At 66.3% G+C, this 24,478-nt stretch carries 22 protein-coding genes; 12 read left to right on the top strand and 10 right to left on the bottom strand.

All coding sequences use genetic code 11. The annotated features are described in order from the left end of the window. The 3 genes from A5712_RS24755 to A5712_RS24745 all read right to left on the bottom strand — a co-directional run. The coding region (locus A5712_RS24755; RefSeq protein ID WP_197519492.1) for a DNA glycosylase AlkZ-like family protein at positions 1-575 on the bottom strand (575 nt) is incomplete at its 3' end. Position 576: 1 nt separating this feature from the next. Next, positions 577-816, bottom strand: a complete 240-nt coding sequence (locus A5712_RS24750) for a hypothetical protein (protein ID WP_068111309.1) — start codon at positions 814-816, stop codon at positions 577-579. A 9-nt stretch (positions 817-825) separates the two neighbouring features. Continuing rightward, positions 826-1,254, bottom strand: a complete 429-nt coding sequence (locus A5712_RS24745; protein ID WP_231982233.1) for a DUF6653 family protein — start codon at positions 1,252-1,254, stop codon at positions 826-828. Between the two features lie 613 nt (positions 1,255-1,867). Between A5712_RS24745 and A5712_RS24740 the strand changes: the two genes are divergently transcribed. Both A5712_RS24740 and A5712_RS24735 read left to right on the top strand, forming a co-directional pair. After that, positions 1,868-2,584 (top strand): hypothetical protein, encoded by a 717-nt coding sequence (locus A5712_RS24740; RefSeq protein WP_068111306.1) that lies wholly within the window; start codon positions 1,868-1,870, stop codon positions 2,582-2,584. Positions 2,585-2,807: 223 nt separating this feature from the next. Beyond that, a complete protein-coding gene (locus tag A5712_RS24735; RefSeq protein ID WP_068111328.1) occupies positions 2,808-3,407 on the top strand; it encodes a bifunctional 2-polyprenyl-6-hydroxyphenol methylase/3-demethylubiquinol 3-O-methyltransferase UbiG in 600 nt (199 codons plus the stop codon). 16 nt (positions 3,408-3,423) lie between these two features. On the opposite strand, the gene A5712_RS24730 is transcribed toward A5712_RS24735, so the two are convergent. Continuing rightward, complete coding sequence (locus A5712_RS24730) at positions 3,424-5,322, bottom strand: bifunctional diguanylate cyclase/phosphodiesterase (RefSeq protein WP_068111303.1); 1,899 nt, start codon at positions 5,320-5,322, stop codon at positions 3,424-3,426. Positions 5,323-5,835: 513 nt separating this feature from the next. Beyond that, on the bottom strand, positions 5,836-7,206 hold the full coding sequence (locus A5712_RS24725; protein WP_068111300.1) for a cytochrome P450: 1,371 nt from the start codon (positions 7,204-7,206) through the stop codon (positions 5,836-5,838). Positions 7,207-7,433: 227 nt separating this feature from the next. Here A5712_RS24725 and A5712_RS24720 point away from each other — a divergent pair, with 227 nt between their 5' ends. Further along, on the top strand, positions 7,434-8,285 hold the full coding sequence (locus A5712_RS24720; protein ID WP_231982232.1) for a class I SAM-dependent methyltransferase: 852 nt from the start codon (positions 7,434-7,436) through the stop codon (positions 8,283-8,285). 5 nt (positions 8,286-8,290) lie between these two features. On the opposite strand, the gene A5712_RS24715 is transcribed toward A5712_RS24720, so the two are convergent. Both A5712_RS24715 and A5712_RS24710 read right to left on the bottom strand, forming a co-directional pair. Then, positions 8,291-10,420: an Rv1355c family protein gene (locus tag A5712_RS24715; protein ID WP_068111295.1), complete on the bottom strand. Its 2,130-nt coding sequence runs from the start codon at positions 10,418-10,420 to the stop codon at positions 8,291-8,293. A 60-nt stretch (positions 10,421-10,480) separates the two neighbouring features. After that, positions 10,481-11,146, bottom strand: a complete 666-nt coding sequence (locus A5712_RS24710) for a TetR/AcrR family transcriptional regulator (RefSeq protein WP_068111292.1) — start codon at positions 11,144-11,146, stop codon at positions 10,481-10,483. Positions 11,147-11,275: 129 nt separating this feature from the next. On the opposite strand from A5712_RS24710, the gene A5712_RS24705 reads away from it, so the two are divergent. After that, positions 11,276-11,980: a dienelactone hydrolase family protein gene (locus tag A5712_RS24705; RefSeq protein WP_068111290.1), complete on the top strand. Its 705-nt coding sequence runs from the start codon at positions 11,276-11,278 to the stop codon at positions 11,978-11,980. Here A5712_RS24705 and A5712_RS24700 read toward each other — a convergent pair. Together A5712_RS24700 and lysX are read right to left on the bottom strand one after the other, a co-directional pair. Continuing rightward, positions 11,961-13,433, bottom strand: a complete 1,473-nt coding sequence (locus A5712_RS24700; RefSeq protein ID WP_197519491.1) for an alpha/beta hydrolase family protein — start codon at positions 13,431-13,433, stop codon at positions 11,961-11,963. The two genes, A5712_RS24705 and A5712_RS24700, sit on opposite strands and share 20 nt — an antisense overlap. 79 nt (positions 13,434-13,512) lie before the next feature. Continuing rightward, a complete protein-coding gene (gene lysX, locus A5712_RS24695) occupies positions 13,513-16,848 on the bottom strand; it encodes a bifunctional lysylphosphatidylglycerol synthetase/lysine--tRNA ligase LysX (RefSeq protein WP_369830431.1) in 3,336 nt (1,111 codons plus the stop codon). Positions 16,849-17,249: 401 nt separating this feature from the next. Between lysX and infC the strand changes: the two genes are divergently transcribed. From infC to A5712_RS24670, 5 genes are all read left to right on the top strand, one after another. After that, positions 17,250-17,858, top strand: coding sequence for a translation initiation factor IF-3 (gene infC, locus A5712_RS24690; protein ID WP_081665070.1), 609 nt, complete (start codon positions 17,250-17,252; stop codon positions 17,856-17,858). Positions 17,859-17,909: 51 nt separating this feature from the next. After that, positions 17,910-18,104, top strand: a complete 195-nt coding sequence (gene rpmI, locus A5712_RS24685; RefSeq protein ID WP_067012098.1) for a 50S ribosomal protein L35 — start codon at positions 17,910-17,912, stop codon at positions 18,102-18,104. Between the two features lie 58 nt (positions 18,105-18,162). Beyond that, positions 18,163-18,558, top strand: coding sequence for a 50S ribosomal protein L20 (rplT, locus tag A5712_RS24680; RefSeq protein ID WP_068111278.1), 396 nt, complete (start codon positions 18,163-18,165; stop codon positions 18,556-18,558). A gap of 9 nt (positions 18,559-18,567) precedes the next feature. Beyond that, on the top strand, positions 18,568-19,353 hold the full coding sequence (locus tag A5712_RS24675) for an RNA methyltransferase (protein ID WP_068111274.1): 786 nt from the start codon (positions 18,568-18,570) through the stop codon (positions 19,351-19,353). A gap of 155 nt (positions 19,354-19,508) precedes the next feature. Further along, complete coding sequence (locus A5712_RS24670; protein ID WP_068111271.1) at positions 19,509-20,213, top strand: PE family protein; 705 nt, start codon at positions 19,509-19,511, stop codon at positions 20,211-20,213. Positions 20,214-20,226: 13 nt separating this feature from the next. Here A5712_RS24670 and A5712_RS24665 read toward each other — a convergent pair whose 3' ends face one another. Further along, a complete protein-coding gene (locus A5712_RS24665; RefSeq protein ID WP_068111268.1) occupies positions 20,227-21,285 on the bottom strand; it encodes an oxygenase MpaB family protein in 1,059 nt (352 codons plus the stop codon). A 296-nt stretch (positions 21,286-21,581) separates the two neighbouring features. On the opposite strand from A5712_RS24665, the gene A5712_RS24660 reads away from it, so the two are divergent. The 3 genes from A5712_RS24660 (at position 21,582) to A5712_RS24650 (ending at position 24,395) form a co-directional block, all read left to right on the top strand. Further along, positions 21,582-22,547: a PE family protein gene (locus A5712_RS24660; RefSeq protein ID WP_197519490.1), complete on the top strand. Its 966-nt coding sequence runs from the start codon at positions 21,582-21,584 to the stop codon at positions 22,545-22,547. A 99-nt stretch (positions 22,548-22,646) separates the two neighbouring features. Beyond that, entirely contained in the window at positions 22,647-23,570 is a 924-nt protein-coding gene (locus A5712_RS24655; protein ID WP_082973644.1) for an adenylate/guanylate cyclase domain-containing protein, read from the top strand. Between the two features lie 18 nt (positions 23,571-23,588). Further along, positions 23,589-24,395: a rhomboid-like protein gene (locus A5712_RS24650; protein ID WP_068111316.1), complete on the top strand. Its 807-nt coding sequence runs from the start codon at positions 23,589-23,591 to the stop codon at positions 24,393-24,395. The last annotated feature ends 83 nt before the right edge of the window (positions 24,396-24,478 follow it).

The following is a 24,478-nucleotide window of genomic DNA, read 5'->3' as shown; positions in this document are numbered from 1 at the left end:
TCGTTCGGCCCGCGCACGATCTCGCCCCGCCCCGACAGCACGGTCAACACCCGGGGGCCGAGCGGAACCTCGCCGCCCCAACGCTTTCCGGGGGCCGGGTCGTACGTCCCGGCCAGCTCGGGGAGCGCCGCCCGCAGTTCGGTGCTGCTGGCGGGCCCGTTGGCGGCGAGGTGGCGCACCACCGCGGCACGGGCCAGGTCGAGCCAGCGGTCGCCGTCGGCGGCCACACCGGTTTTTTGCACGTCGGCGGCCAGCCGCCGACGCTCGTTGTCGGCGACCCGGTCGCTGGCGGCCGACTGAATCGTCGTCAGGTCATCGCTGCGCACCAGCCACAGCGTGCGGCGCATCGCCAAATGCCTGACCGCAGAGCGCTTCCGGTACAGCTGCTCCTCGAGATCGGCGGTCGCGAAGCCCGGCAGCCGCGCCCACAGCGACAGGTAGGGCGTGGCGGGATCGCTCGCGTGCAGGCCGAGCAGCCCGGCGATCACCCGGGTGATCGGCAATGTGTCGCCCGCCGCCAGAAAATGCCTGCGCGCCAAGCGGTTACGCCGCTCGTTGACCGTGAACGCACGCACCTCAATGCTCGTCGGGGCGCATCGACTCCCGGATCTGCGCCAGTCGCTCGGCGGCGGCGCGGTGGCGCTCTTCGTATTGCTCCTCTACCGAGCGGCCCTCGGCTGTGTCCGCGTCGAGTTCCGCCGCGCCCTCTGCCGTCGCGTACCGGTTCTCGATTTTCTCGCGGACGGCTTCGAAAGTCGGTACACCGGCGCTGTCGTACCCGGGGTCGGGTTCGGGGATTGTCGTTTCGTCGGGCATGCCGCCACGCTACTGCGCCTCGCGGCCCAGATAGCGCACCATCTGCTCCCAATAAACCAGCGTCAGGGCCATCTGCACCGCGGTGGCGATCGCGGCCGGCCCCAGTCGATGGCGGCGGGCGGCCGCGACGGCGCCCACCGCGGACGCGGACGTCAGGGCGCTGACGAGCATCGCCGCGTCCCGGGGCCGACGGCTGATCCACAGTTCCTCGCCCAGCATCGCCCGCGTAGACCAGGCCCGTTCGTGCGCCGGCCTGCCGAAGACGACCGGGTTGACGGCGAACCACACCGCGACCCACGCCGCGTGTCGCCATCGCCGAGTCCAGACGGGCACGAGGGTCAGCGGCGTGGTCGCCCAGCGAGTCCAGGCGCTCCACGGGTTGCAGTGGCGCGCGAATATGGCTCGCCGGACGCGCGCCAGGGTTGGCTTGCTGGTCACGACGTCGAGTCTGCCCTCATGGCCGGGGTTCGCGAAGAGCCACCCGCCGCGGCCTGACTAAAAGCGATCAGTTGCCAAACATCAGCCCGCAAAATCGCTTTGCCTGTGGAATTTTGCTTCTTCGTCGCCGTCGCGCCTGTGCGCGTGAAATCGCCGGAAACGCAAGAAAGTTGTCGGAAAACGCGCTCCATTACCTCGGGCTGCGGTAGCAAACCTACTGCTCTCCGGCGGCCGCGGCACAGGGAATCCACAGGTAGAGCCCTCAGGGCGGTCCGGTTGAATCATCTGAGTGGGAACGGCCGTGGCTGCGGTAAATGAAGGTCATGGCAGCCTGCAGACCGGCCCGGATCGGCGGGCAATGCCGGGGCCGAGCCGGACGGGGCCGGCGGAGTGACTACCGCTTCCACTAACAGGGGGCCATACTGCATCAGCGACCGCAAACTTTCGGCTCGTTGCCGATTACTCATCGGTAACGCTAACGGTTTGGCCACGACAAACGATCTCAACAGAATAAATACTGTCGGTTATTTATCGTGCACACATTTTAAGAAATAATTCGAAGCGCGCCGACGAAATAGTCGGGCCGTCATGGTTAACAAGCGAAGGGATACCAATGGAAGCGGCTCAGCTCACAGCTCAGGCGATTCACGGCCCGTGGTTGGAAGGCGGGACAGGCTGGCGCGATCTGGCGACAGGATGCTGGGTCACCGCGGCCACGCCACAGGCGGAGCCCGATCTATGGGAGGAATACCTGGACGGCGCGGTCCGCAGCTACCGTCGTCACGGCTTGGAGTGGGTGCTCGATCTCGACGCGATTCGGGATGGCACCGACACGACGCTGTTCTTCACCGTGGTCGATCCAAACGGCAAGGTGGTCGGCGGTCACCGCCTCGTGGGTCCCCTGCGCGCACCCGAGCAGTCCCACGCGCTCGACGAGTGGGCCGGCAATCCGGGACGTGCCGTGCTGAGCCATATGATCGCCAACCGGATCCCCTTCGGCGTCGTCGAAGTCAAGAGCGCTTGGACCAATTCCCAGGATTTCAGCAGCCGGGTGCTGTCCCGGGTGCTGGCGCGGAACGCACTGCCGGTGATGACGATGCTCGATGTCCAGTTCATCATGGCCACCGCAGCGGCCCACGTGTTGGAGCAGTGGGCATCCTCCGGCGGCGTCGTGGCCTCTGGGATACCGGCGGCCGCCTATCCCACCGAGGACTACCGCACCAAGGTGATGTGGTGGGACCGCCGAACCATCGCGACGCACGCCGAACCCGAGCAATTCAAGCTGATGTGCGCCCACAACGCCGAAATTCTCGGTCGCATTTCGGCTTAGGGGAGATCGGGATCGCAGCGGGTCATCTGAACGTCGACGGTGATCTCATCGGCGGCAACGTTGGGGCTACCGCGACGGGGCGGCGCAGCTATTTTCGTTGGTGCTACACAGGATTCGACGAACCGTTGCCGGTAATGACCTCGTGATCGTCGAAAGGGCGGTCAGGCGTGGCGATTACCGGGTCGGGGAGCGGCTGCTCGCAGCGAATGCGATCATTGCGTGTATGGCCTCGCGACACACCCGCTTTCGGATTTTCTACCGCATCGGCTTCACACCGTGGGAAGGCCATCCGATCGGGCAGGGTCTACGAGACCTGGTCGAAGGAACATCCGGCGAAGCCGGGCTGTCCACGGGATCGGCCCTCGACGTCGGATGCGGTACCGGAGACTGCGCGATTTACCTCGCCCAGCACGGTTGGCAGGTAACTGCGGTCGACTATGTGGCCAAGCCACTCGACAAGGCCCGCGCCAAAGCTCGCGCCGCCGATGTTTCGGTCAACTTTGTGCGCGCCGACGTGACGCAATTGAGTCGGGCCGGAATCGGTGCGGGCTTTCAGTTGATCGTCGACAACGCCTGCATCCACAACATGAGCGGCGCCGATCGTGACGCCTACGTCCGGGAAGTCTCTGCTGTGGCGGCGCCCGACGCGTGGCTCTACATCGCCGCGTTTCCGCCCGGCCGCAGAATCGGTGTGCCGGGCATCGACCACGCCGAAATGGAGCGCAGATTTACCCCGGGCTGGACGCTGGTCTCCGCGGGCGACGAACGAGAGCTTGACCAGAAGAACCCGTCGCGCTACTACCTGTTTCAGCGCCGCGCGTAAGCGCCGATCAATCGCTCTACTTGCCGCGGATCTCGACCACGTTCTCGGTGGCGGAGCCCTTATCCGGTGCAGCGGCCGCGCCGTCGGAGAAGTCCATCGGCACGACGCGTTTGGCGAGCAGCGCCTCCATTGCGGCGCTGTCCAGCGGGCGGGAGAGCAGAAAGCCTTGGGCCCGGTAGCAGCCCAGGCCGAGCAATGTCTTGGCCGCGGCCACGGTTTCGACGCCTTCGGCGACGGCGTTCAGTCCGAAGGCATCGGCCAGGGCCATTGTGGAGCGCACGATCGCCAGGTCGCCGGCGTTGGTGTCGAGATTGCGGACAAACCCCTTGTCGATCTTGAGTGTGTCGACGGGCAGCGATTTCAGATACGTCAGCACGCTGTAGCCGGTGCCGAAGTCATCGATGGCGATCTGTACCCCAATCTCCTTCAATCTGAAGAGCGTCTTGCGTGTGGCGTCGATGTCTTGGACCACCACGCTTTCAGTGATCTCCAGGCATACCGTCTGCGGGTCGAGGCCGAACTCGTTGAGTGTGGTCGCTACCGTGTCGACGATGCCATCGGTGACGAGCTGCACGGGCGATACATTGATGCGCAACACCGCACCGCGCCCGACGTCGCGTGACTGCCAAAGCCCGAACTGCGCACACGCCGCACGCATTACGAGACGGCCGAGTTTGGCGCCCAGGTTGATCGATTCGACCACCTGGATGAACGAATCGGGCATCAGCAGTCCGAGAGTGGGGTGTTGCCAACGGATTAGCGCCTCGGTGCCGAGGATCTCACCGGTTCGCATGTCGAACTCCGGAAGGTAATGAAGCACCATAGCGCCGGTACGGCTGTCGACCATCCCTTCCAGGTGCAGCTCGATGTCGTTGCGGATCATGTTCGTTCTCAACATTTCCGGGCTGAAAGTGACGACCCTGTCGCCGCCGGAACTCTTCGCCGACCGGAGGGCCTGGTCGACCCGGCGCAGCAGGTCCGAGGTGCTGTCCTGCCCGGGCAGAGCCGACGTGACGCCAATGCTGACCGTACGGGTGAGCAGCTCATCGTCAATCACGACCTGCTTGTGGACTAGGTCGTGCAGCGATTGGGCGAACACTTCGGCGGCCTCGATGTCCATTGGTGCCGTGGGTACGACGACGAACTCGTCACCGCCGAAACGGGCGATGGCCGCCGGAATGTCCGTGGCCTCGCGCACCAGTTGGGCGAAGGCCTCGATGAACCGGTCGCCGGCGTTTTGACCGAGGTGGTCGTTGATGACCTTGAAGCGGTCCAAGGCGATGAACACCACCGAGACCGGGCCCGGCTGCCCCTCGGCCAGCCGCTGGTCCAGGTACTCGATCAGCGCCCTGCGGTTGAGCAGGCCGGTGAGGTCATCGTGCTCGGCAAGATAGTGGAGTCGTTCTTCTGCGACGGTGCGGCCCTGCAGCTGGGCGAACAGCGCGGCGATGGCTTGCAGGGCGTTGAGTTCTTCCGGTAGCCATTCGCGGTCTCCCAGCTTGCCGAAGGCTAGCGTGCCGGTGGTGACGTCGCCGGATAGCAGCGGAACGGCGGCCAGGGAGACGGTGGGAGCACCGGTGCCCTCTTCAATGTTGTGCTGATAGTCGGCGTTGTCCGGCCGGGGCCGCATCACGTCTGGCGTCTTGAGGTGTTCGGCCCGAGCGAAGATCGAGTCGGCGTCGGCGAAATGCACTACGCCAATCGGGTCCGGGTCGGCATTGCGGGGCGGGAATTCGGCGATGAGGATCGTGGCGCGGATGGTGTGGTCGTTGTGTCGCAGGAAACTGAAATCGACGCCCAAGTCGCGAACCAGGTTGCCGAGCACTCGTTCGCTGATCGCGGCCGAGTCAGCCGCGGTGGCCGCCATCAACTCGGCGGCGGCCGCAGTGACCAAGTAGTCCAAAGTGCCCGACATTTGCCCTTACCGTAGCTGTTACTAGTGCGCGGAGGCAGTTTTTGTTTGCCGCGTCACGCGTCTGTGTGGAATCACACTGGCAGATCCATGCGCGACCCGACCCGATTTACCGCAGGCAGCCGGGCCAGATCACCCCTGGGGGACGGCTGCCGCACCTCCGTCGTCCGATTCGAGCCGCTGCTCGGTGACAGCCATCACAGCCGGCGCGGAACTGTTCAACACGCGTGTATTAACGAACGAGCGCTCTGCTACGGCTGTTGTGCCAGTTGGACCGTGACATTTGGGCGGCGCCCACTGTCTCGCATCGGCGGGCTTGATTCCGACGGCGCAGCTCGGAGATCGTGTCAGGTCCAGCGCAGGGCCGCAGCCATGCATGTGTGCCGCCGTCGCGGCCGCGGAGTGCCCGGGCCAGAATCGTTGCTGCACAGGCGATAGCGTTTTTGTCGGTGATCAGGTGTGGCCGCGCCCTGTCGTTGTTCCCAGGCCGTCGATCCGCCTTGGCGCCCGATACTGCTAGCGACGGGGTCGAACACGGGCAGGAATCGGACCACCGGCAATCATCGTGAAGTGCAACGCAAGCGGAAATTCGTCGTCGAGAGAGCGGATTTCGAACCCGCGGATGAGCGTCGCCAAGGCGAGGGTCACTTCGAGCATGGCGAAATGGTCGCCAATGCACGAGCGCGGTCCGCCGCCAAATGGCACATATTGCCAACGATTGAGCGCCTTGAAGTTCTCAGGGCTGAACCGGTCGGGATCGAATCGAAGTGGGTCCTCCCACAGTTGCGGGTCGCGTTGTACGGCCATCCTCCCGACAACGAGCATGGTGCCCTTCGGCACCCGGTAACCGCCCACCTCCACGTCCCGGCACGCCATACGTGTGCCAGTGGGAGCCGGGGGGCACAGGCGAAGCGATTCGCGGATGACCTGGACCGTATAGCCCAGCCGTGGCATGTCGTCGGACGTCAGCGGCCGATCCGGCAGGGCCGCGACTTCCGCCGCGACGCGGTCCTGGCACTCGGCGTGGTGTCCCAGCGCCCACAGTGCATACGTCAGCGCCGTCGTCGTGGTGTCGTGGCCGGCGAAGAGAAACATGACCAGTTCGTCGCAAATCTCTTCATCAGTCAACCGTTTTCCGGTCTCTGGATCCTCGGCGGCGATGAGAGCGTGGACCAGTGGTGCGACTCGCGTCGGATCGGCGCGACAGTCGCGCAAAATCTCCTCCGTCAGGGCATGAAGTTTCGCGCTTGCCGCTCGCGCGCGCCGACGTGCGGGAGTGGGCAACCAGCGCGGGGCGCGTAGCGGGCTCGTCGCACGCCTGACCGCGTAGGCCAATGCCACCCGCAGCGGCTCAACAACCTCGTCGGCGCGTTGTTCCAGGTCGAGGCCGAGCACCGAGCGGCCCAGCGCGCGCAGCGTGATCGTGCGGCACTCGGCGTCCAAATCGATCACGGCGTCCTCGCGCCACCCCTGGCTCACGGACTGTGCTGCCTGCTCCATGTGACCGCCGAACTCGTTCACACGCTGTTTGGTGAACACCGGCTGCAGGGTGCGCCGACGTGACTTCCACGGCTCGAAGGGAAGATCAGTAAGGCTGGCGCCGATGATGTGGCGCACCTGCTCGAAGACCGGGGTCGTCTTGTCCACGGAATCATCTTTGGTGCTGAGGATGTCGCGAATGGCCTCCGGAGACGTTGCCAACACAATCGGCGGCATCAGCCATCGCGGACCTAACCTGAAAAAGGACACTCGCCCGCCGGCATCACGCAGCCGCTCGGTACCTGTGCTGAATTCCCGCACCGCCGCAAGACGCTGACGATAGGGCATGGGATTCACCGGCGGCAGCGGTAAAGATTTCAGTCCGTCACTCGCAAGGGTCTGAACCACGCCTACCTCCCGCGGACAACGTTGCCTACCTCGATCAAAGGACCGCGCAGGCAAAGCTTACCGATCCCGGCTGACCGGGCAAGTCTTTGAACGTCTTTTCGGAAGATCGAAAGACGACGTGCGGCCGGTGGAAAACACGGGTCGAGTTCATCATCATGTATGACAGTGCGGCTCGAAATCGATGACACGGACTTCATGAGAGGTTGAGGGTGAAGAGAATTCGGCCGATGTGGCGGGTACCCGGCGTCGTTTTGCGCGAGCGCTTCCATCCCGCGGGGCGCGAGCGCATTCCCGAGCCCATGGTGGTGGACGATCCGGAATCCGTTGCCCAGTTCCACACCGGCGGCGCGTCCAACCCGGGGATAGTCGCGATATACGACTTCTGCGCTCGTGCGCTCGATGCGCTCCTTCCACCCGGCGGCGCGCTGCTGGATCTCGGCGTCGGGTCGGGCCGTGCGCTCAGCGCCGTCCTGCGCCGACGGCCCGATGTTCGGGCGACCGCCGTCGATCTGGCCCCCAACATGCTGTCCACGGCGCGGGAGCTGTTCGAGGCTGAAGGTCTAGGCGAACGTGTCGAACTGCTGCGCGAGGACATCACCGCGCTGCCAGGACGGATTTCAACGGCCCCGTGGGACGCGATCTCCTGCATGTGGACGCTGCATCAGCTACCGGATTTCGACACCTTGCGCGGCGCACTCGGACAGATCGCTGCTATCCAACGTCACAGCGGGGCCGCGGTATGGATCTCCGATTTCCAGCGCCTGCGGGACCCGACAGCCGCCCCCAATATGCTCGCGATCGCAGACCCCGACTCGCCGGCCGTCCTGCGCCAAGACGCAATTGCAAGCGAGGCGGCGGCGTTCACCATCGCGGAGCTCTCGAAAGAGCTTGCCGCGGCAGGACTGCAAGGAATGCACTGCGGTCATTCGACGCCGTTGCCCTATCTGCAGGCGTACTGGATGTTCGGTGCGCGTGGCAAACCGAACGCTCTAACCGGCACGCATGATGCCCGGTTACGCGGGGTGGCCCGCCGCGAGTCGGCCTTGTTGCGCTGGGGGTTCACCGCGAAACCGTTCTGAGTCGGCTACCGCCGGGAATTGACTCGGCTCAGACTGCGGCGACTCGGTCGCGACGCAGGTGGTGCGGTGGTCAACCGCAAGACCAGCACGATCGACTCCTCGGGACCGGTCGCAATAAGGCGGACGAAATCGCTTTGCAATTGCTTTAATTCGCTGGCAAAGTCGGCGGATAACTCGTGGAGATCGTCAGCGTTTCGAGCATGCAAGAAGACCGGCGACAACGGCCGGACCGCGAGGCCCTCGCGCTGCGCGAGGATCCATACCGCCTCGACGGCTGATCCACCACGGGCGTAGTCGGTAAGACGCTCCCCGGTCACGGTGATCACCGCCAGTGCCGAGCTGTCGAGGACTTGGTCGCGCATGCCGTCGCCCAGCGCGCTGCCGGCGTTCCAGTCCGCAACGCAAGCCATCACGTCGGGCCGCCGGACGACATCAAATAGTGCCAGGTCGCTGTCGTCGAGTTCGAGGCTGAGCACCTCGATACCGACGTCGGGATCGGGGTCACCGGGCCAGCGCAGTTCGGAAAACATCTCTTTGTGCAACTGCGGCGTCAAGTACCGGATTCGGTCGGCCGCACCGAAAATCGTTGCGGCCCGCGAAAGGTCGTCCCGCTCGGTGAGCAGGTGCAGACGCGCGCCCTCGCGCTCTGCCGCGGTCGAGAGCAACTTGATCGTCTGGTCGTCGAGTGGTCGACGCGTTCCGCGATGGCGGTTGGTCTCGCGCGCGAGCATCGGTTCGTAGAGGTCGGCGAGGGCGGGGTCACTACCGTTTCCGAAGTCGATCGCGGCCTGTAGTGGAGAGCCGGCTACGTCCTCGGAGACGCTCACCGGCCCGAGCACCCCGCGGGCGGCGGCGGCGATCCTGACGTTGTACAGGGCTGCGCCCAACGCGACAGCGCTGCCGCGGAACCCTACGTCCATGGTTGAAGTATGTTCCGTCGCAACGCTTATGGTCAGTTTGGTCGGGTCTGCGTCGATACGCCATGGCTGGCTGTTTCCGCCCGAGGGGGCGCGCATCGCGGCAGCGACGATAGGATCGCTGACCATCGAAGGGGCTGCGTCGCCGCCACGCCCGTCGCGGGGCTCGGGGCGATGGTGGGCCGGCTCGACTTCGTCGAGTTGATCGAGTTCCCAGCCCATGTCGATGCGGCACCGACCCGATCTCAGTTCTTCGCCCAGCCCGATTCGGCGTACGGCCTCGGCTAAAGCCGAAGCGCCGACGACGACGTCGGATGCCAGCTGCGGCCAGGTAGAGAGCGATCGGTCGATCTCGAGAAGTGATGCGGCAGTGCGGGGCGACACCCGATCGGCTTCGTCGTAACGGAGCATGTAAGGGATTTTTTCCCGGATGCTCATGCCCGGCAGCAGCTCGATGTCCAGGTCGCCCAGCAGCCCGTGCAGGATCGGACGGTCAGGGTCTTGATCGAAGCGTTCAACGTCGACCCGCCCGCGATCGCTGGTTGCCATCAGCACGGGGAGACGCCGGTCGCGCGCTGCCATGCGCAAGCCGACCTTGATGTCGAGCGAATCGCATTCCTCGACAACGATGTCGAGTCCATCCAGGAAGGCGTCGAGGTTGTCCGCGGTGAGTCCCGCGTCGAACACGTCTACCGCGAGGTAGGGATCAAGCTCGGCGATCCGGCGTGCCGCCACATGCGCCTTGTTCAGCCCAAGATCGAACACGGTGGCCGGCACCCGATTCAGATTTGACAGTTCCAAATGATCGAAATCTGCCAGCCGAATCCTGCCGCATAATCCCTGTAGCGCCAGGGTGTGGGCGATGACATGGCCGACGCTCAGGCCGGCGACGCCGATGGTCAGCGAATTGAGCCGGGCCTGTTCCCCAATGGTGATGTTGTTTCTGTTGCGATCAAGTCGTAGCGCCCGAAACCCCTGCGGGCCAAGCACCGCGACGACCGTCCGCCGCCAGGGGTAGTAAGCCCACCGGCTCCGTTCGCCGAGAAGCTCCGAATCCGGTGCCGGCCGAAGGCTGCGCAGATTGGCCAGTTGTGCATCGAGCCGGTCGACAACCTCGACGAGGGGATCGGCTCGTAGCCGCTCCAACGTCAGTGCGTCGTCGGGCTCGTCGGGGTCGAGAACTTGCGCGCTGTGCGCGGTTACCTCGGGCTCGTCCATGGTGTTTCGTGTATAGCACCCGACCGGCGACACGGGCGCCTGACCGCCGCGTTTGGTCGCTTACCGAGCGATGACGTCGCTGCCCGGCGTCTCCGCTTCCTCGGTGAATTGGCCCCGTCGTATCAGGCTGGTGACGGCGGCATCCCAGCGGCGCAGCTGCGGCTCGGTGAAGAACGGCTCGCCGAGGTAGAGCTCGATGTACGGCTGCAGAATGATGGCGCCGATCCGCAGGATGAGCGGGTTGAGCACCCCCCAATCGGGATCGAGGTCGGATCGAAGGTTGCCGTGTTGCCCGAATTGGTTACCCTGCCCCGCGCTGATCGCCGCCAACCCGGTGAAGATCACCGACCCCAGTGCGCCGCCCTCGGCGAGCGCGCGCCCCAGGTACGTCATGACGTCGGGACGTTGGACCATCAGTGCGGTCAGGCGGCTGCCGGCTTCCTCGAGCGCGTCGGACTCCGGCTCGAGCGGCGCTGTGGGTTCCAATGCCTCACCCACCACTTGGAGCACGTACTGGTCGACGGCAGCGGTTAACGCGGCCTTGGTGTGGAAGTGGTGCTGCACCAGCCCAATCGAAACCTCCGCGGTCTCGGCGACCGCACGCAGCGATGTGGCAGCAATACCGCGAACGGCAAAGCAGCTCAGCGCGGCGTCACGAATCCGCTCCTTGGCCGACGGTTCGGGCGCAGGCGGCGGGTCGTAGGGAAACAACCGGGGAGGTTCCACGGCCGGACAATACACCGGCACGGCGTCACGATATGGCGGTATCGGATTACCGTATCTTCGTATCGCCACGGCCATGCGCGCCGCGGGATCGGTCGACGGTCGACACGGTATTTGGGGGAACGCCGAGCCATGGGTGATACCACTTATTCGGTCGCCGACGGCCACCTGCCCGGCTATCTCGCCGTCCCCGAGGGCCCGGGGCCATGGCCCGGTGTGGTGGTCGTTCAGGACGTACTCGGCATGACCGCGAACTTGCGGCAGATCTCGGACCGCTTGGCCCGCAGCGGCTATCTGGCGCTGGCTCCGGTGCTCTACGGCCGCGGTCCAAAGATCACGTGCATGCTGAGCACCATCCGTGCCCATGTGACGGGCCGCGGCGCCGCCCACGACGACCTGGTTGCCGCCCGCGATCACCTCGTCGCCGACGAGCGGTGCTCCGGCAAGGTCGGGCTCGTCGGGTTTTGCATCGGCGCCGGGTTCGTTATGCAGCTGGCCCCCCGCGGCGTGTTCGACGCGGCAGCGCCGAACTACGGGCTGCTGCCTGGCGACGTCGAAGCGCTGCGCGAGTCGTGCCCGGTGGTTGCGAGCTTCGGCGCGAACGACCCCATCGTGCGGCGCGGCACCGCGGCCAGGCTAGAGGCCGTATTGGCGGAGGGTGGCGTACCGCGTGACATCAAGGAATACCCCAATGCCGGCCACAGCTTCATGAACGACCACTCTGTTCCCGGGCCTGTCCGCATAATCGCGGGGCTGGCCGGGATGGCTTATTCCGAACCCGAATCGGAGGACGCCTGGCGGCGGATCGTCACGTTCTTCAACGAACACCTGCAATAGCGGAACGCTGAGCCGGGACCACTACCCGGGTGGGCAACGGCGGCGGTGGGGAAGCGGGGGGCAGGGCCGTGCGTGGGGTCTCCGGGGTGCCCAGCCGGGCGGCCAGCCACGGCAGCGCGGCGGCGAACGCCCGGCCGGCGAACGGCCAGTCGTGCCTGCCCGGCTGGGGCACGACTGCGCAATCTAAGCCGTTGGCGTGGCCGAGTGCGCACAGCGAGTAGGCGGCCGCGGTCTGGTTACCCGGATTGGCCGCGGCGAGACGCATTGCGCCGGAGTCGGTTACGGCCACGTCCTCGCGCGGCGCCGGCGGGCCGTCCGACGAGATCGCGAACCAGCCGGCCAGGTCGCGGTAGCTGCCGTGCCGGGTGATCACGGTGGTCGGGTCGAAAGCGGCCCAGGCTTCGGCATTTCCGCCGAACAGCCGGGCGATGGTCTGGGACCTGTTGCCGGCATTCGGGAAGAAATCACCCGCGATGTCGACGAACGCGCTGAACATCTCGGGGTGCATCACGGCCAGATCAACGGCGCACGTCCCGCCCATCGACCAGCCGGTGATGCCCCAGTTGGACCGGTCGCCGCTCACGCCGAACTTCGAAACCATGTAGGGGACAACGTCTTTGGTCAGATGATCGGCGGCGTTGCCGCGCGCGCCGTTCACGCATTCCGTGTCGTTGTTGAAGGCCCCTCCGGCGTCGACGAACACCAGCACCGGCGCCTTGCCGTCATGAGCGGCCGCGAAGTCGTCGATCGTCCTGACCGCGCCGCCCGCCCGCGTCCAATCCGCGGGTGTGTTGAACTGTCCGCCGATCATCATCACCGTCGGCAGGGTCGGCGGCGGGCTGCTGGTAAACCACTCGGGCGGCAGGTACACGAGTTCGCCGCGATGCTTGAAATGCGATGCGTCCGAAGGGATCACCACCGGCACCACGCTGCCGTGCGGTGGGCGGGTCCGCTTGGCGGCCAGCGCGCTGAGGGTGGCCGGGTCCGTTTGATCGGGCAGGGGACCGGCGGTGAGTTGGCTCCATGCCGCCTGCACGGTCGGAAAGTAGCCGACCCACGCGTTGAGCACCAGCGCCGCGCAGAGCACGCACGACGGCACGGCAAGCAGCGTCGCGCCGCGCCGCCACGGCGGCGCGCTGCGCCAGCCCACCACCAGCACCGCCGCGGCCGCGCCGGCCAACGCGACCCAGACCCACAGCGCCGACGGTGCCGGCTCGTCGGAGAGGCCGCGGTCGACGACGTACCAGTGCGTCAGGTAGGCCGTGGCGCCCCCGGCGGCGCCGGCCAGTGGCAGCCACACCGCCCGCCATCGTCGCGACCGCCAGCCCACGGCCACCGCCAACACGACGGCGGTGCCGATCTGGATGGTCGCGGGTATCCACCCGTGCATCAGGGAGGTGAAATTACCGGCCAGCTGCGCCGTGGCGAGGGGCGTCGGGGCGGTCACGTGCATCAGTGTGAGCCATCGTTAACACTCCCGGAACATTTTGACCGGATGTTCCCTGTGTGTCCGCTGGCAGTGGCGGGCCGGGCTAATGCGGCTTGGCCAGCGGGAACGGCAGGGTTTCGCGGATGCTGCGGCCGGTTATGAGCATGACGAGCCGATCGATGCCCATACCGAGTCCGCCGGTGGGCGGCATCGCGTACTCCATGGCTTGCAGGAAGTCCTCGTCGAGCTCCATCGCTTCGGGATCCCCGCCGGCGGCCAACAGCGACTGCTCCTGCAGGCGGCGCCGCTGCTCCACCGGGTCGGTCAGCTCGCTGTAGGCGGTCCCCAGCTCGACGCCCCACGCCACCAGGTCCCACCGCTCGGCAACGCCGCGCTGACTGCGGTGCGGCCGGGTCAGCGGCGACACGGAGCTGGGGAAGTCGATGTAGAACGTCGGTTGCTCGGTCTTGTCCTCCACCAGGTGCTCGTAGAGCTCCAGCACCACCGCGCCGGAATCCCAATGCGCCCGATACGGAATGTGCAAGGCGTCGGACATCCTGCGCAGGGCGGCCAGTGAGGTGTCGGGATCGATGTGCTCGCCCAGCGCCTCCGATACGGCGTCGTACACGGTCTTCACCGCCCACGTGCCGGAGATGTCGACGGGTTCGAGGCGGCCGTCGCTCCCCGCGCGGGGACGCAGCACCGTCTGCTCGCCGTTGGCGGCCTGCGCGGCGTTCTGGATCAGCTCCCGGCAGCCGTCGATCCACACCTTGTAATCCGCGTGCGCCTGGTAGGCCTCCAGCAGCGTGAACTCCGGGTTGTGGCTGAAGTCGACGCCCTCGTTGCGGAACGCCCGGCCCAACTCGAACACCCGCTCCACGCCACCGACGCACAGCCGCTTCAGGTACAGCTCCGGCGCGATGCGCAGGAACAGGTCCATGTCATAGGTGTTGATGTGGGTGACGAACGGCCGGGCGGTGGCCCCGCCGTGGATCTGCTGCAGGATCGGCGTCTCGACCTCGATGAACCCCTTGGCGAACAGGGTTTCCCGAACCGAGCGCAACACCTCGCTGCGGGCCCTGATCAGCTCGCGCGACTCCGGGTTAACCGCGAGGTCGACGTAGCGGGTCCGCACCCGCGCCTCGGGATCGGTCAGCCCCTTCCACTTATTCGGCAACGGGCGCAGGCACTTACCGATCATCCGCCAGTCGCGCACGATCAGCGAGCGGGTTCCCTTTTTGGAAAAGCCCATGTGCCCGGTCATCTCGACCAGATCACCGAGATCGATGGCCGCGGTGAAATCGGCGGTACGGCCGCGTCCGAGATGCGAATTGTCCAGCAGCACTTGCATTTCGCCCGACCAGTCACGCACCTGGGCGAACAGCACGCCGCCGTAGTCGCGGATCCTCAGGATGCGGCCGGCCACCGACACGTCCTCCTGATCGTCGGCGTCCAACGCGGCGGCGATCGAGTGGCTGGGCGGGCACCCCACCGGGTAGGCGTCAACGCCGTTGCGCTGCAATATCTTCAGCTTGGCCAAGCGCACCCGTACCTGCTCGGGCAGGCGCAACCTCGACTCCTCGGCCTCGGCAGCCTTCACCCGGCCCTGCAGGTCGCTCACGTCGGGCGTCGACCCGTCGTGGTGCAGCAGCCCGGACTCCGCCAGCCTTGCCGGCACCGCGGGATGATGCCCGGTGTGCACCTTCTCGCGCCGACTGAATGGCAGGACCAGGAAACCCTCCGCGATCACCGAGGCGACGCCGACCCGCGGAATCAGCCGCGCGTCTTCGTAACACGCGTACCGGGGAACCCACTCGGGCTGGTACTTCATGTTGGAGCGGTACAGCGTCTCGAGCTGCCACCATCGCGAAAAGAACAACAGGAACCCGCGCCACAACCGGGCGATCGGACCGGCGCCGAGCTGCGCGCCCTGTTCGAACGCCGAGCGGAACATCGCAAAGTTCAGCGAGATGCGAATGATGCCAAGGGCTTCGGCGTTCAGCGCGAGCTCGCTCACCATGAGCTCGATGGTGCCGTTGGGCGATTGCGGGGAACGCCGCATGAGGTCCAGGGAGACGCCGGTGCTTCCCCACGGGACCAGCGACAGCATCGCGACCACCCGACCCTCGCGATCGATGGCCTCCACCAGCAGGCAGTCGCCGTCGGCCGGATCGCCGAGCCGGCCCAGCGCCATCGAAAAGCCGCGCTCGGTTTGGGTGTCGCGCCAGGCGTCGGCGCGCGAGATCGTTTCGGCCATCTCGTCGGCGGAGATGTCGCGGTGTCGCCGGATGCGTACCGTCAGCCCCGCCCTGCGCGCCCGGGTCACCGCCTGACGCACCCCGCGCATGTCGGGGCCGGACAGCTTGTAGTCGGACGTCCGCAGGATCGCCTCGTCGCCCAGCTCGAGGGCGTTCAGCCCGGCCTCCCGGAACGCCTGAGCCCCTTGCGAACTGGCGCCCATCACGCCCGGCGCCCAGCCGTAGGTCTGGCATAACCCCAACCACGCGTCGATCGCCTGCGGCCACGCCCTCGGGTCACCGATCGGGTCGCCGCTGGCCAAACAGACCCCGATCTCGACCCGGTAGGTGATGGCCGCGCGGCCGCTCGGGGCGAACACCACCGACTTGTCGCGGCGGGTGGCGAAATATCCGAGGGAGTCCTGTTTGCCGTACAGCTCGAGCAGCCCGCGGATCGCGGACTCGTCCTCGCCCGTCAGCGCGTTGTCGGCACGCTGGGACTGGAACAGCACGATCGTCGCCGCGATCAGCGCGAGCGCGCCGAACAACCCGAAAATCGCGTTGAGCAGAACGTGCGGCCGGCCGGTGAACGCGTCGGGGTCGACGATGGAGAACCCCACCACCCGGTTGACGACGTACCAGAAGCGCGAATCGGGCGCCAGGGTGCCCGGCCACATCTCCACCAGGCCCCAGGACGCCAGGATTCCGATCACGAGCCCGGTGACCAGGACCGCGGCCGCCTTGAACAGCGCGGCCTTGCGCACCTTGGCCCAGAACTGCCGATAGGACAGGACCAGCAGCACGATCGCGACGATGTGCACGGCGAAGCCGAGGTTCTCCCCGAACGACTCGGCCGCGGTGTTGTCGCCCGCGGCGATGTCGGCGGCGTTCAAAGCGGCGGCCAGGACCATGTTGCCGAGCAGCAACACCCAGGCGATGCGTTTGCGCGCCGTCAAAGCGGCGGCCAGCAGGGCCAGCACGAACGACCACGCGATGCTGGTGTCGGGGAAGTTGAACAGGTAGTCGTTGATGAACTCGCGCGGGACCTTGATCAGCCACCGGATCAGCGGCGACACGCTCGCGATCAGTGACACCGTGGCGATGACGCCGACGGTCCAGCCCGCGGCCGCCGGCACCCACCGATACCGGGAGCTCGGCTGGCTGCCCGAACGCGGGCCGAAGCGGGACGTAGCGAGGGTCACAGACCGCGAGGATATGCCGTCAAGCCGTGAAAATCCTGGCGAAGCGCCAGGGGAGGCGGGCAGCAATTGGTCGGGATGCGACGCGTGCCGGACGCCCGTCCGGCCGCAGACGTGCAGGAAGACGCGTCATGGCTGCTAAACTATCGACTGCGACCATCCCGGTGAACGCCGGGGACAGTAAGTGGAGTCCCACTCCCACCGTTGGCCACGAGTTTTCTCAAGGTTCAGCGGTCCGGTCACAGGCATCGTGAATGCCTGTTCCGCGTGCGCGGGCGGCTGGAGCAGTTCCAGCGGCGATCGGTCGGCATTGGGCCCTGCTTGTGCAGGGCCTTTTTGCTGATGGTGTGGTTTTCCACCGCTGCGGCCGCCACAAGGAAAAGAAGCCCAACAAGGGAGGCCCCATCAGCACTGAGACCCGCGTCAACGAGCGCATCCGCGTACCTGAAGTTCGATTGATCGGACCCGGGGGAGAGCAGGTAGGCATAGTGCGCATCGAGGACGCACTGCGCGTCGCCGCGGACGCCGATCTCGACCTCGTCGAAGTTGCCCCGAACGCCAGACCTCCGGTCTGCAAGATCATGGATTACGGCAAGTTCAAATACGAGGCGGCGCAAAAGGCGCGCGAATCCCGCCGGAACCAGCAGCAGACCGTCGTCAAAGAGCAAAAGCTGCGACCGAAAATCGACGATCACGATTACGAGACCAAGAAGGGCCACGTAATCCGCTTCCTGGAGGCGGGATCGAAGGTCAAGGTCACCATCATGTTTCGCGGACGTGAGCAGTCGCGGCCCGAGCTGGGCTACCGATTGCTGCAGCGCCTGGGCGCGGACGTCGCCGACTACGGATTCGTCGAAACGTCCGCCAAGCAGGACGGCCGCAACATGACGATGGTGCTGGCACCGCACCGCGGCGCCAAGACCCGCGCGCGGGCGCGCCACCCAGAAGCACCGGGGGGAGGCGCGGCGCCGGACACCGATGCGGGAGCCGACGCCACCCCGTCGCCCAACTGACCTGACAGCGAGAAGCACGAAGTACTGAAAAGTACTGAAAGTAGAGGAAACATGCCCAAGGCCAAGACCCACAGCGGGTCGTCGAAGCGGTTCCGGCGCACCGGCACCGGGAAGATCCTGCGCCAGAAAGCCAACCGCCGGCACCTGCTGGAGCACAAGCCGTCGACCCGGACCCGACGGCTGGACGGTCGCACCACGGTGTCGGCCAACGACACCAAGCGCGTCAACAAGCTGCTGAACGGCTAGTCAGCCGGCACCCGACCATTTAGAACCATTTACTGCCAGAACGAGAGTAGGAACATCCATGGCACGCGTGAAGCGGGCGGTCAACGCCCAGAAGAAGAGGCGCAGCGTCTTAAAGGCCTCGAAGGGCTATCGCGGCCAGCGGTCCCGGCTCTATCGCAAAGCCAAAGAGCAGCAGCTGCATTCGCTGAACTACGCCTACCGCGACCGTCGTGCGCGTAAGGGCGAGTTCCGCAAGTTGTGGATCTCGCGGATCAACGCGGCTGCACGCGCCAACGACATCACCTACAACCGCCTGATCCAGGGCCTGAAGGCCGCCGGCGTCGAGGTGGACCGCAAGAACCTCGCCGACATCGCGATCACCGATCCGGCGGCGTTCACCGCGCTGGTCGACGTTGCCCGGGCGGCGCTGCCCGAGGACGTCAACGCCCCCTCGGATTCCGGAGAGGCCGCCTAACTGCCGGCGATGCCGGCACCGCTCACCGAACGCTCGGCCAGGGTGGCCGCGGCGGTCAAATTGCACCGGCATGTCGGGCGGCGCCGGGCGGGGCGGTTCCTCGCCGAGGGACCGAACCTGGTCGGGGCCGCGGCCGCGCGCGGGCTGGTCCGCGACTTGTTCGTCACCGAACTCGCGTCGCAGCGGCACGCGGCGCTGCTTGCCAAGCAGCAGTGCCCGGTCCACCTGGTCACGGAGCGGGCCGCAAAGGCGTTGTCCGACACGGTCACCCCGACGGGGCTGGTGGCGGTTTGCGACATGCCGGTGAGCTCGCTCGAGGACGCGCTGACGGACTCGCCGCGGCTGGTCGCTGTTCCCATCGAGATCGGTGAGCCGGGCAACGCGGGCACCCTGATCCGCATCGCCGACGCGATGGGTGCGGGGGCGGTGGTGCTCGGCGGGCACAGCGTCGATCCCTACAACGGCAAGTGCCTGCGCGCGTCGGCCGGCAGCATCTTCTCGATCCCGGTTGTCTCCGCGCCCGACGCCGCCGCCGCGGTCGCCGCGTTGCGCGCCGCGGGGTTGCAGGTGCTGGCCACGACCGTGGACGGCGAGACCCGGCTCGACGAGGCGGACCTCGCCACACCGACGGCCTGGCTGTTCGGAGCCGAATCACACGGCTTGTCGGCCGAGCTCGCGGCGGCGGCGGACCGCCGCGTACGCATCCCGATGGCCGGCGGCGCCGAAAGCCTCAACGTGGCCGCCGCCGCAGCCATCTGCCTGTACCAAAGCGCCCGGGCGCTCGACCCCCGATAGGCCCTTCCAGCAAACTGCGCAGTTTGCGTACCGGGATTGGTTGCGAAAAGTTTGCCAATAACGCTTTCCGATGCTCGCGGCCTGCTAGGCTTTGCGTCTCGTCGCTAGTCCGGCGGTCTGCGTAGCGACGGTTTCGACGGCAGGAAGGCCCGAGAATGTCATTGCTGAGCGTGACGCCAGACATCGTGGCAGAGGCAAGCGGAAACTTACAGAATCTGGGTTCTGAGCTGCGTGAAGCAAGCGCAGCGGCGGCGAGCCAGACGACCTCGGTCGCTGCTCCCGCCGCCGACGAGGTGTCGGCCGCGATCACGGCGCTGCTTGGTTCGCACGCGCAGCAATTTCAAGCCATAAACGCGCAGGCGTCGGCCTTTCACGAGGAGTTCGTGAACGGGCTCAGTGGCGCCGCGGCCCAGTATGCGAGCACCGAACTCACCAACGCTCAGCAAACATTGGCGGGCGTCGGGAACGCGCCGGCCCAGGCTCTGCCGGCCGCTGTCACCCTCCCCGGTCTCAACCAGACCTTCAACGTCGGTCCCTTCGGCATCTCGCTGAATGCGACGGCCGTTTCTTTCGGCACCGGCGGGGTGCTGGGTATCGCGAATGGCAGCGTCGCCCTGAACACCCCATTTGGTGCCGTGCCGTTGCTGTCGGCCGCCGGGACCGAAGGCGTCGCCCCCAACGGGCAGTTCTTCTTATCCGTGGGCCAAGCGCTTCCGTATTTTTCCTACGGGACATCGGTGACCGGGACGTTATTGCCCGCGATCTCGATCACCGGGGTGACCGTCGACATCAGCCATCTGCAGCTTTCGTTCCCGGGGACCTACTTCGGCGGCCTGCTCCCCAACGCTTCGATCCAGTAGCCGCCCGGCCTGCTCAGGCCGCCCTGGGCCGCCGGCCCCGCGCGGGCCGCAGGCCGGTCAGCGAGAGCGTGCCGTGCACAAACGATCCCGCGCGCTCCATCAGGAACTTGGCGGGGTCGAGCGGCGCACGCGGGGCGAAACGGGATCGCGGCGGAAAGTAATGCATCGGCAGCCCGCGGCGGTCGCGCGGCGGTGCCATGAATGCCGGCGCCTCCACCAGCGGCGCGTCGCTGGGTAGCCGCCCCTCGGCGCGGCGATAGGCGGCCAGCGCGCGCGGGTGCAGCCGGATCTCGTCGGGAACGGCCAGGAAGGCCAACTCGACGAGCTTCCCGAACACGCGCAGCAGCACCTCGTCGCCCGGCGTCCAGTGCATGCCCGCCTTCTCGCGCACCGCCGGCTCGAACAGTCCCGCCGCGATCCAGCGCTGGCCGGCCACCAGCGGCCTGAACAACTGGTCCCAGATCGGCGTCGGCATCAGCACGAACTTGGGCTTGGGAATGCGGATCTTGAAGATGTCCAGCGTCGCCTGATTGATTTCCAGCTCCTCGCGGCACACCCGATCCCAGTACTCCAGAAACTCTTCCCACGAACGAGGCACCGGTCGCATGCTCATGCCGTACATGCGGTACCACTGCACGTGCTCTTCGAACAGCTGTCGCTTCTCGGCTTCGGTCAGGCCCCCGCAGAAGTACTCGGCCACCTTGATGATGAGCATGAAAAACGTGGCGTGCGCCCAATAGAAAGTCTCGGGGTTGAGCGCGTGGTAGCGGCGCCCCGCACCGTCGACGCCCTTGATGGTGCGGTGATAGCTCTTGATTTGCTGACCGGTCTGGGCCGCGCGGTCGCCGTCGTAGACCACGCCCATGATCGGATAGACCGAGCGCGCCACTCGCTGCAGCGGCTCACGCAACAGGATGGAATGCTCCTCGACGCCCGCACCCAGTTCCGGATACATGTTCTGGATCGCGCCGATCCAGACGCCCATCATTCCGGTGCGGAGGTCACCGAAGTACTTCCAGGTGAGCGAGTCGGGTCCGAGGGGATCCGCGGATGTCGTTGGTATGGCAGTCATCTCGGCCTCCTGGGCCCACGATAACTTTGACAACGCACGTTGTCTACGATTTCGCGGCCGCGTGCCGCAAGTGGTATCCAACGTGTGCGAACACGTGACGATGGGTGGCCGGAAGGACCTCTCGGCGAACAGTTTGTGGCTATCGCAATTTGGTCGGGTCAACTTTGCCCGACCTTCCACGAATTGACCTTGTAAATACTTTGGGCCTCTGCCGAAAACGGCACTTCGCAGTTATGATTACTCCACCTCACGCGGCTGTATTCCGCGTGAGAATTATTCAGCGACGAAGGGGTGCTATGTCATTCGTAAGTGTCGTTCCTGACTTATTGAGCTCGGCAGGCGGAAATCTGGCTGATATCGGTTCGTCGCTGCGCGCGGCCCAGGCGGCGGCGATGGCCCAGACGACCGCAATCGCGGCGCCGGGTGCCGACGAGGTTTCTACGGCGATCTCCTCGTTATTCGGTAGCGCCGGCCGCGAATTCCAGGCCATCGGGGCGCAGGCGGCGGCCTATCACGACAGCTTCGTCGGTGCGCTGACCGCCGGGGCCGGTCAGTACGCCAGCGCCGAAGCCGTGAATGTTCAGCAAACGTTGACCAGCCTGCTCACCGCCCCGACCCAGACGGTGTCGGGCGCCCTTAGCAACATCAACACTCCTTTTGGCCCCGTATCGGTCTCGTTGGGCGGGAGCCTGCCCCCGGTCGGCACGGACGGCCCGTTCTCGGGATTCGCCAACGCGACCAACGCGGTGCTCGGCAGCGCGAACGTGACGCTGGCCGGAAACGTGTTGACGGGCCCGTCGGGTCCGGGGACAGAATTCCAAGTCACGGGCGCGACCTTTAACGCGCCCCAGCTGCTTTCGTTTCTCAGTGCCACCACGGGCCCCGGCGTCTCGGGCAACGCCGCGCTGATGAATAGCGTCAATACATTAATCGGCGACTTGCAAACGGGGAACTTCCCGGGAGCCGCATTGGCGCTCGTTAGCGCTCCCGGCAACTATTTGACCGCCATTACCATAGGCTCCACGACGGTCAACATCCCAATTGATACCACCGCCTTTGGTGGTCCGGTCGGTACCCTAAGCATTCCCTTCAATGGGATTTTTGCCTCTCCCCAGCCCATAACGGCATCGTGGCCGACATTTGACGTCACGACCGGCGGGACTACTTACACGGTCCTCGGTGCCAATAACCTGCCAATTGGAAACACGAGCGGCTTAGTCCCGTACGTGCTGGGTGGAATCGCGGGCCTGGCCGGTCTTTAGCGGCGCCCCTGCCTTCGGCGGGGCGGTCGTGGCGGGGGTGTGACACAGACGTGGCGACCGTCATTGCCCGGGTCTCCCGACAGCACCTAACCTGGCCAAGTGGAACTCGCGCCGCGCGATCCGGACCCGGGCGAGGCCTCGGAGACGGACCTCAAGACCAACCGTGAAGCGGTGGCGACCGCGCCCCCGGCTTCGGAACGGCGGTCTCCTGCGCGCTGGCTGCACTCCACGAATCACAGCCCAGGTGTGGTGTCGTTTGTGCGGCGGGCGCGCCGGCTGTTGCCGGGAGATCCGGAATTCGGCGACCCGTTGTCCACCGCGGGCGAGGGCGGTCCGCGGGCCGCGGCCCGCGCCGCCGATCGTTTGCTGGGAGATCGGGACGCGGCGTCGCGCGAGCTCAGCCTCGGTGTGTTGCAGGTGTGGCAGGCGCTGACCGAGACCGTTTCCCGACGACCGGCAAACCCGGAGGTCACGCTCGTCTTCACCGACCTGGTCGGCTTCTCGACATGGTCGCTGCAAGCGGGCGACGAGGCGGCCCTCACCCTGCTGCGACGGGTGGCACGGGCGGTCGAGCCGCCGTTGCTCGACGCTGGAGGCCACATCGTCAAGCGCATGGGCGACGGACTCATGGCCGTGTTCCGCGATCCGACGGTCGCCTTGCGGGCATCGCTGGCCGCGAACGAGGCGCTGAAATCGGTTGAAGTGGCGGGTTACACGCCACGGATGCGGATCGGGATCCACACCGGCCGGCCACAGCGAATGGCCGCGGACTGGCTCGGCGTCGATGTGAACGTCGCCGCTCGAGTTATGGAACGCGCCACCAAAGGTGGAATCATGGTGTCGAGCTCGACGTTGGATCAGATACCGCAGACCGAGCTGGACGCGTTGGGCATCGTCGCCAAGCGTGCACGTAAGCCCGTATTCGCGGGTAAGCCAGCCGGCGTCCCCGCTGACCTGGGGATATACCGCCTCAAGACTCTTAGGGAGTTAACAGCCTTTGATCACACTTCCGAAACAAATTAGTCCACATAATGGATGGCAATGATTGGGGGCATCTTCTCCCGGCTTGCCCGGGTTCGGTTCACGGTGGGGTATGTGGCGGCACTGCTCGCCATCAGCTGCGCGCTCATCGCGCTCGGCCCGCACGCGCATGACGTGCTTGTTGAGCGAGCCAGCACCAACCTGTACAACCTGGCCCACGGCCACCTGGGGACTCTGTTGGGCAGCGCGCTGGTCGTAGACGCCGGACCGCTGTACTTCTGGTTGCCCTTCCTGACCTGCCTGCTCGCGCTCGCCGAGCTGCACCTACGCACCATCCGGCTGGTGGTGGCGTTCCTGGTCGGCCACATCGGCGCCACCCTGTTGGTGGCCGCCGCCCTCGCCGCGGCAGTCGAGTTCGGCTGGATGCCGGTGTCGATCACCCGGGCCAGCGATGTCGGGATGAGCTACGGCGCCCTGGCGGTGCTCGGAGCGATGACGGCGGTGATCCCCGCGCGGTGGCGCGCGGCATGGGTCGGTTGGTGGGTCGCGGCGGGCCTGGCCTCGGCGATCATCGGCGGCGATTTCACCGACGCCGGCCACACCGCGGCCGTGGTGCTGGGCGTGCTGGTATCCGCCCGGTTCCGGCAGCCGATCCACTGGACGCCGACCCGCCTCGTGATGCTTGCGGCGTCCTCGGGCTTCGGTTTCCTGATCCTGGCGCACCACTGGGGGACGATGGCCGCCGCGCCGGTGTTCGGGGTGCTGGGCGCGCTGGCGGCCCACAAGGCTTATCAATTCGTCACCGGACGCGGTGTGGTGCCCGTTCTGCCGGTTGACGCCGCTCCGCAGCCGGTCGCAACCGGCTAATCACCCGCCGGCCAACGGCCCGGCACGCACCGAGCGTCGCGCACCGAATCACCTATGATCGGCACTTGCGCTGGGCGCATGCC

Source organism: Mycobacterium sp. E2327 (assembly GCF_001672675.1).
Lineage (GTDB): Bacteria > Actinomycetota > Actinomycetes > Mycobacteriales > Mycobacteriaceae > Mycobacterium.
This window is presented reverse-complemented; position numbering and strand designations above follow the sequence as displayed.

Excerpts from the sequence above, each read along its gene's own strand:
- A5712_RS24750 (WP_068111309.1), bottom strand. The coding sequence starts at position 816 with ATGCCCGACGAAACGACAATCCCCGAACCCGACCCCGGGTACGACAGC.
- A5712_RS24740 (WP_068111306.1), top strand. The coding sequence starts at position 1,868 with ATGGAAGCGGCTCAGCTCACAGCTCAGGCGATTCACGGCCCGTGGTTG.
- A5712_RS24735 (WP_068111328.1), top strand. The coding sequence starts at position 2,808 with ATGGCCTCGCGACACACCCGCTTTCGGATTTTCTACCGCATCGGCTTC.
- A5712_RS24730 (WP_068111303.1), bottom strand. The coding sequence starts at position 5,322 with ATGTCGGGCACTTTGGACTACTTGGTCACTGCGGCCGCCGCCGAGTTG.
- A5712_RS24720 (WP_231982232.1), top strand. The coding sequence starts at position 7,434 with ATGTGGCGGGTACCCGGCGTCGTTTTGCGCGAGCGCTTCCATCCCGCG.
- A5712_RS24715 (WP_068111295.1), bottom strand. The coding sequence starts at position 10,420 with ATGGACGAGCCCGAGGTAACCGCGCACAGCGCGCAAGTTCTCGACCCC.
- A5712_RS24705 (WP_068111290.1), top strand. The coding sequence starts at position 11,276 with ATGGGTGATACCACTTATTCGGTCGCCGACGGCCACCTGCCCGGCTAT.
- A5712_RS24700 (WP_197519491.1), bottom strand. The coding sequence starts at position 13,433 with ATGCACGTGACCGCCCCGACGCCCCTCGCCACGGCGCAGCTGGCCGGT.
- rpmI (WP_067012098.1), top strand. The coding sequence starts at position 17,910 with ATGCCCAAGGCCAAGACCCACAGCGGGTCGTCGAAGCGGTTCCGGCGC.
- rplT (WP_068111278.1), top strand. The coding sequence starts at position 18,163 with ATGGCACGCGTGAAGCGGGCGGTCAACGCCCAGAAGAAGAGGCGCAGC.
- A5712_RS24675 (WP_068111274.1), top strand. The coding sequence starts at position 18,568 with ATGCCGGCACCGCTCACCGAACGCTCGGCCAGGGTGGCCGCGGCGGTC.
- A5712_RS24670 (WP_068111271.1), top strand. The coding sequence starts at position 19,509 with ATGTCATTGCTGAGCGTGACGCCAGACATCGTGGCAGAGGCAAGCGGA.
- A5712_RS24665 (WP_068111268.1), bottom strand. The coding sequence starts at position 21,285 with ATGACTGCCATACCAACGACATCCGCGGATCCCCTCGGACCCGACTCG.
- A5712_RS24660 (WP_197519490.1), top strand. The coding sequence starts at position 21,582 with ATGTCATTCGTAAGTGTCGTTCCTGACTTATTGAGCTCGGCAGGCGGA.
- A5712_RS24650 (WP_068111316.1), top strand. The coding sequence starts at position 23,589 with ATGATTGGGGGCATCTTCTCCCGGCTTGCCCGGGTTCGGTTCACGGTG.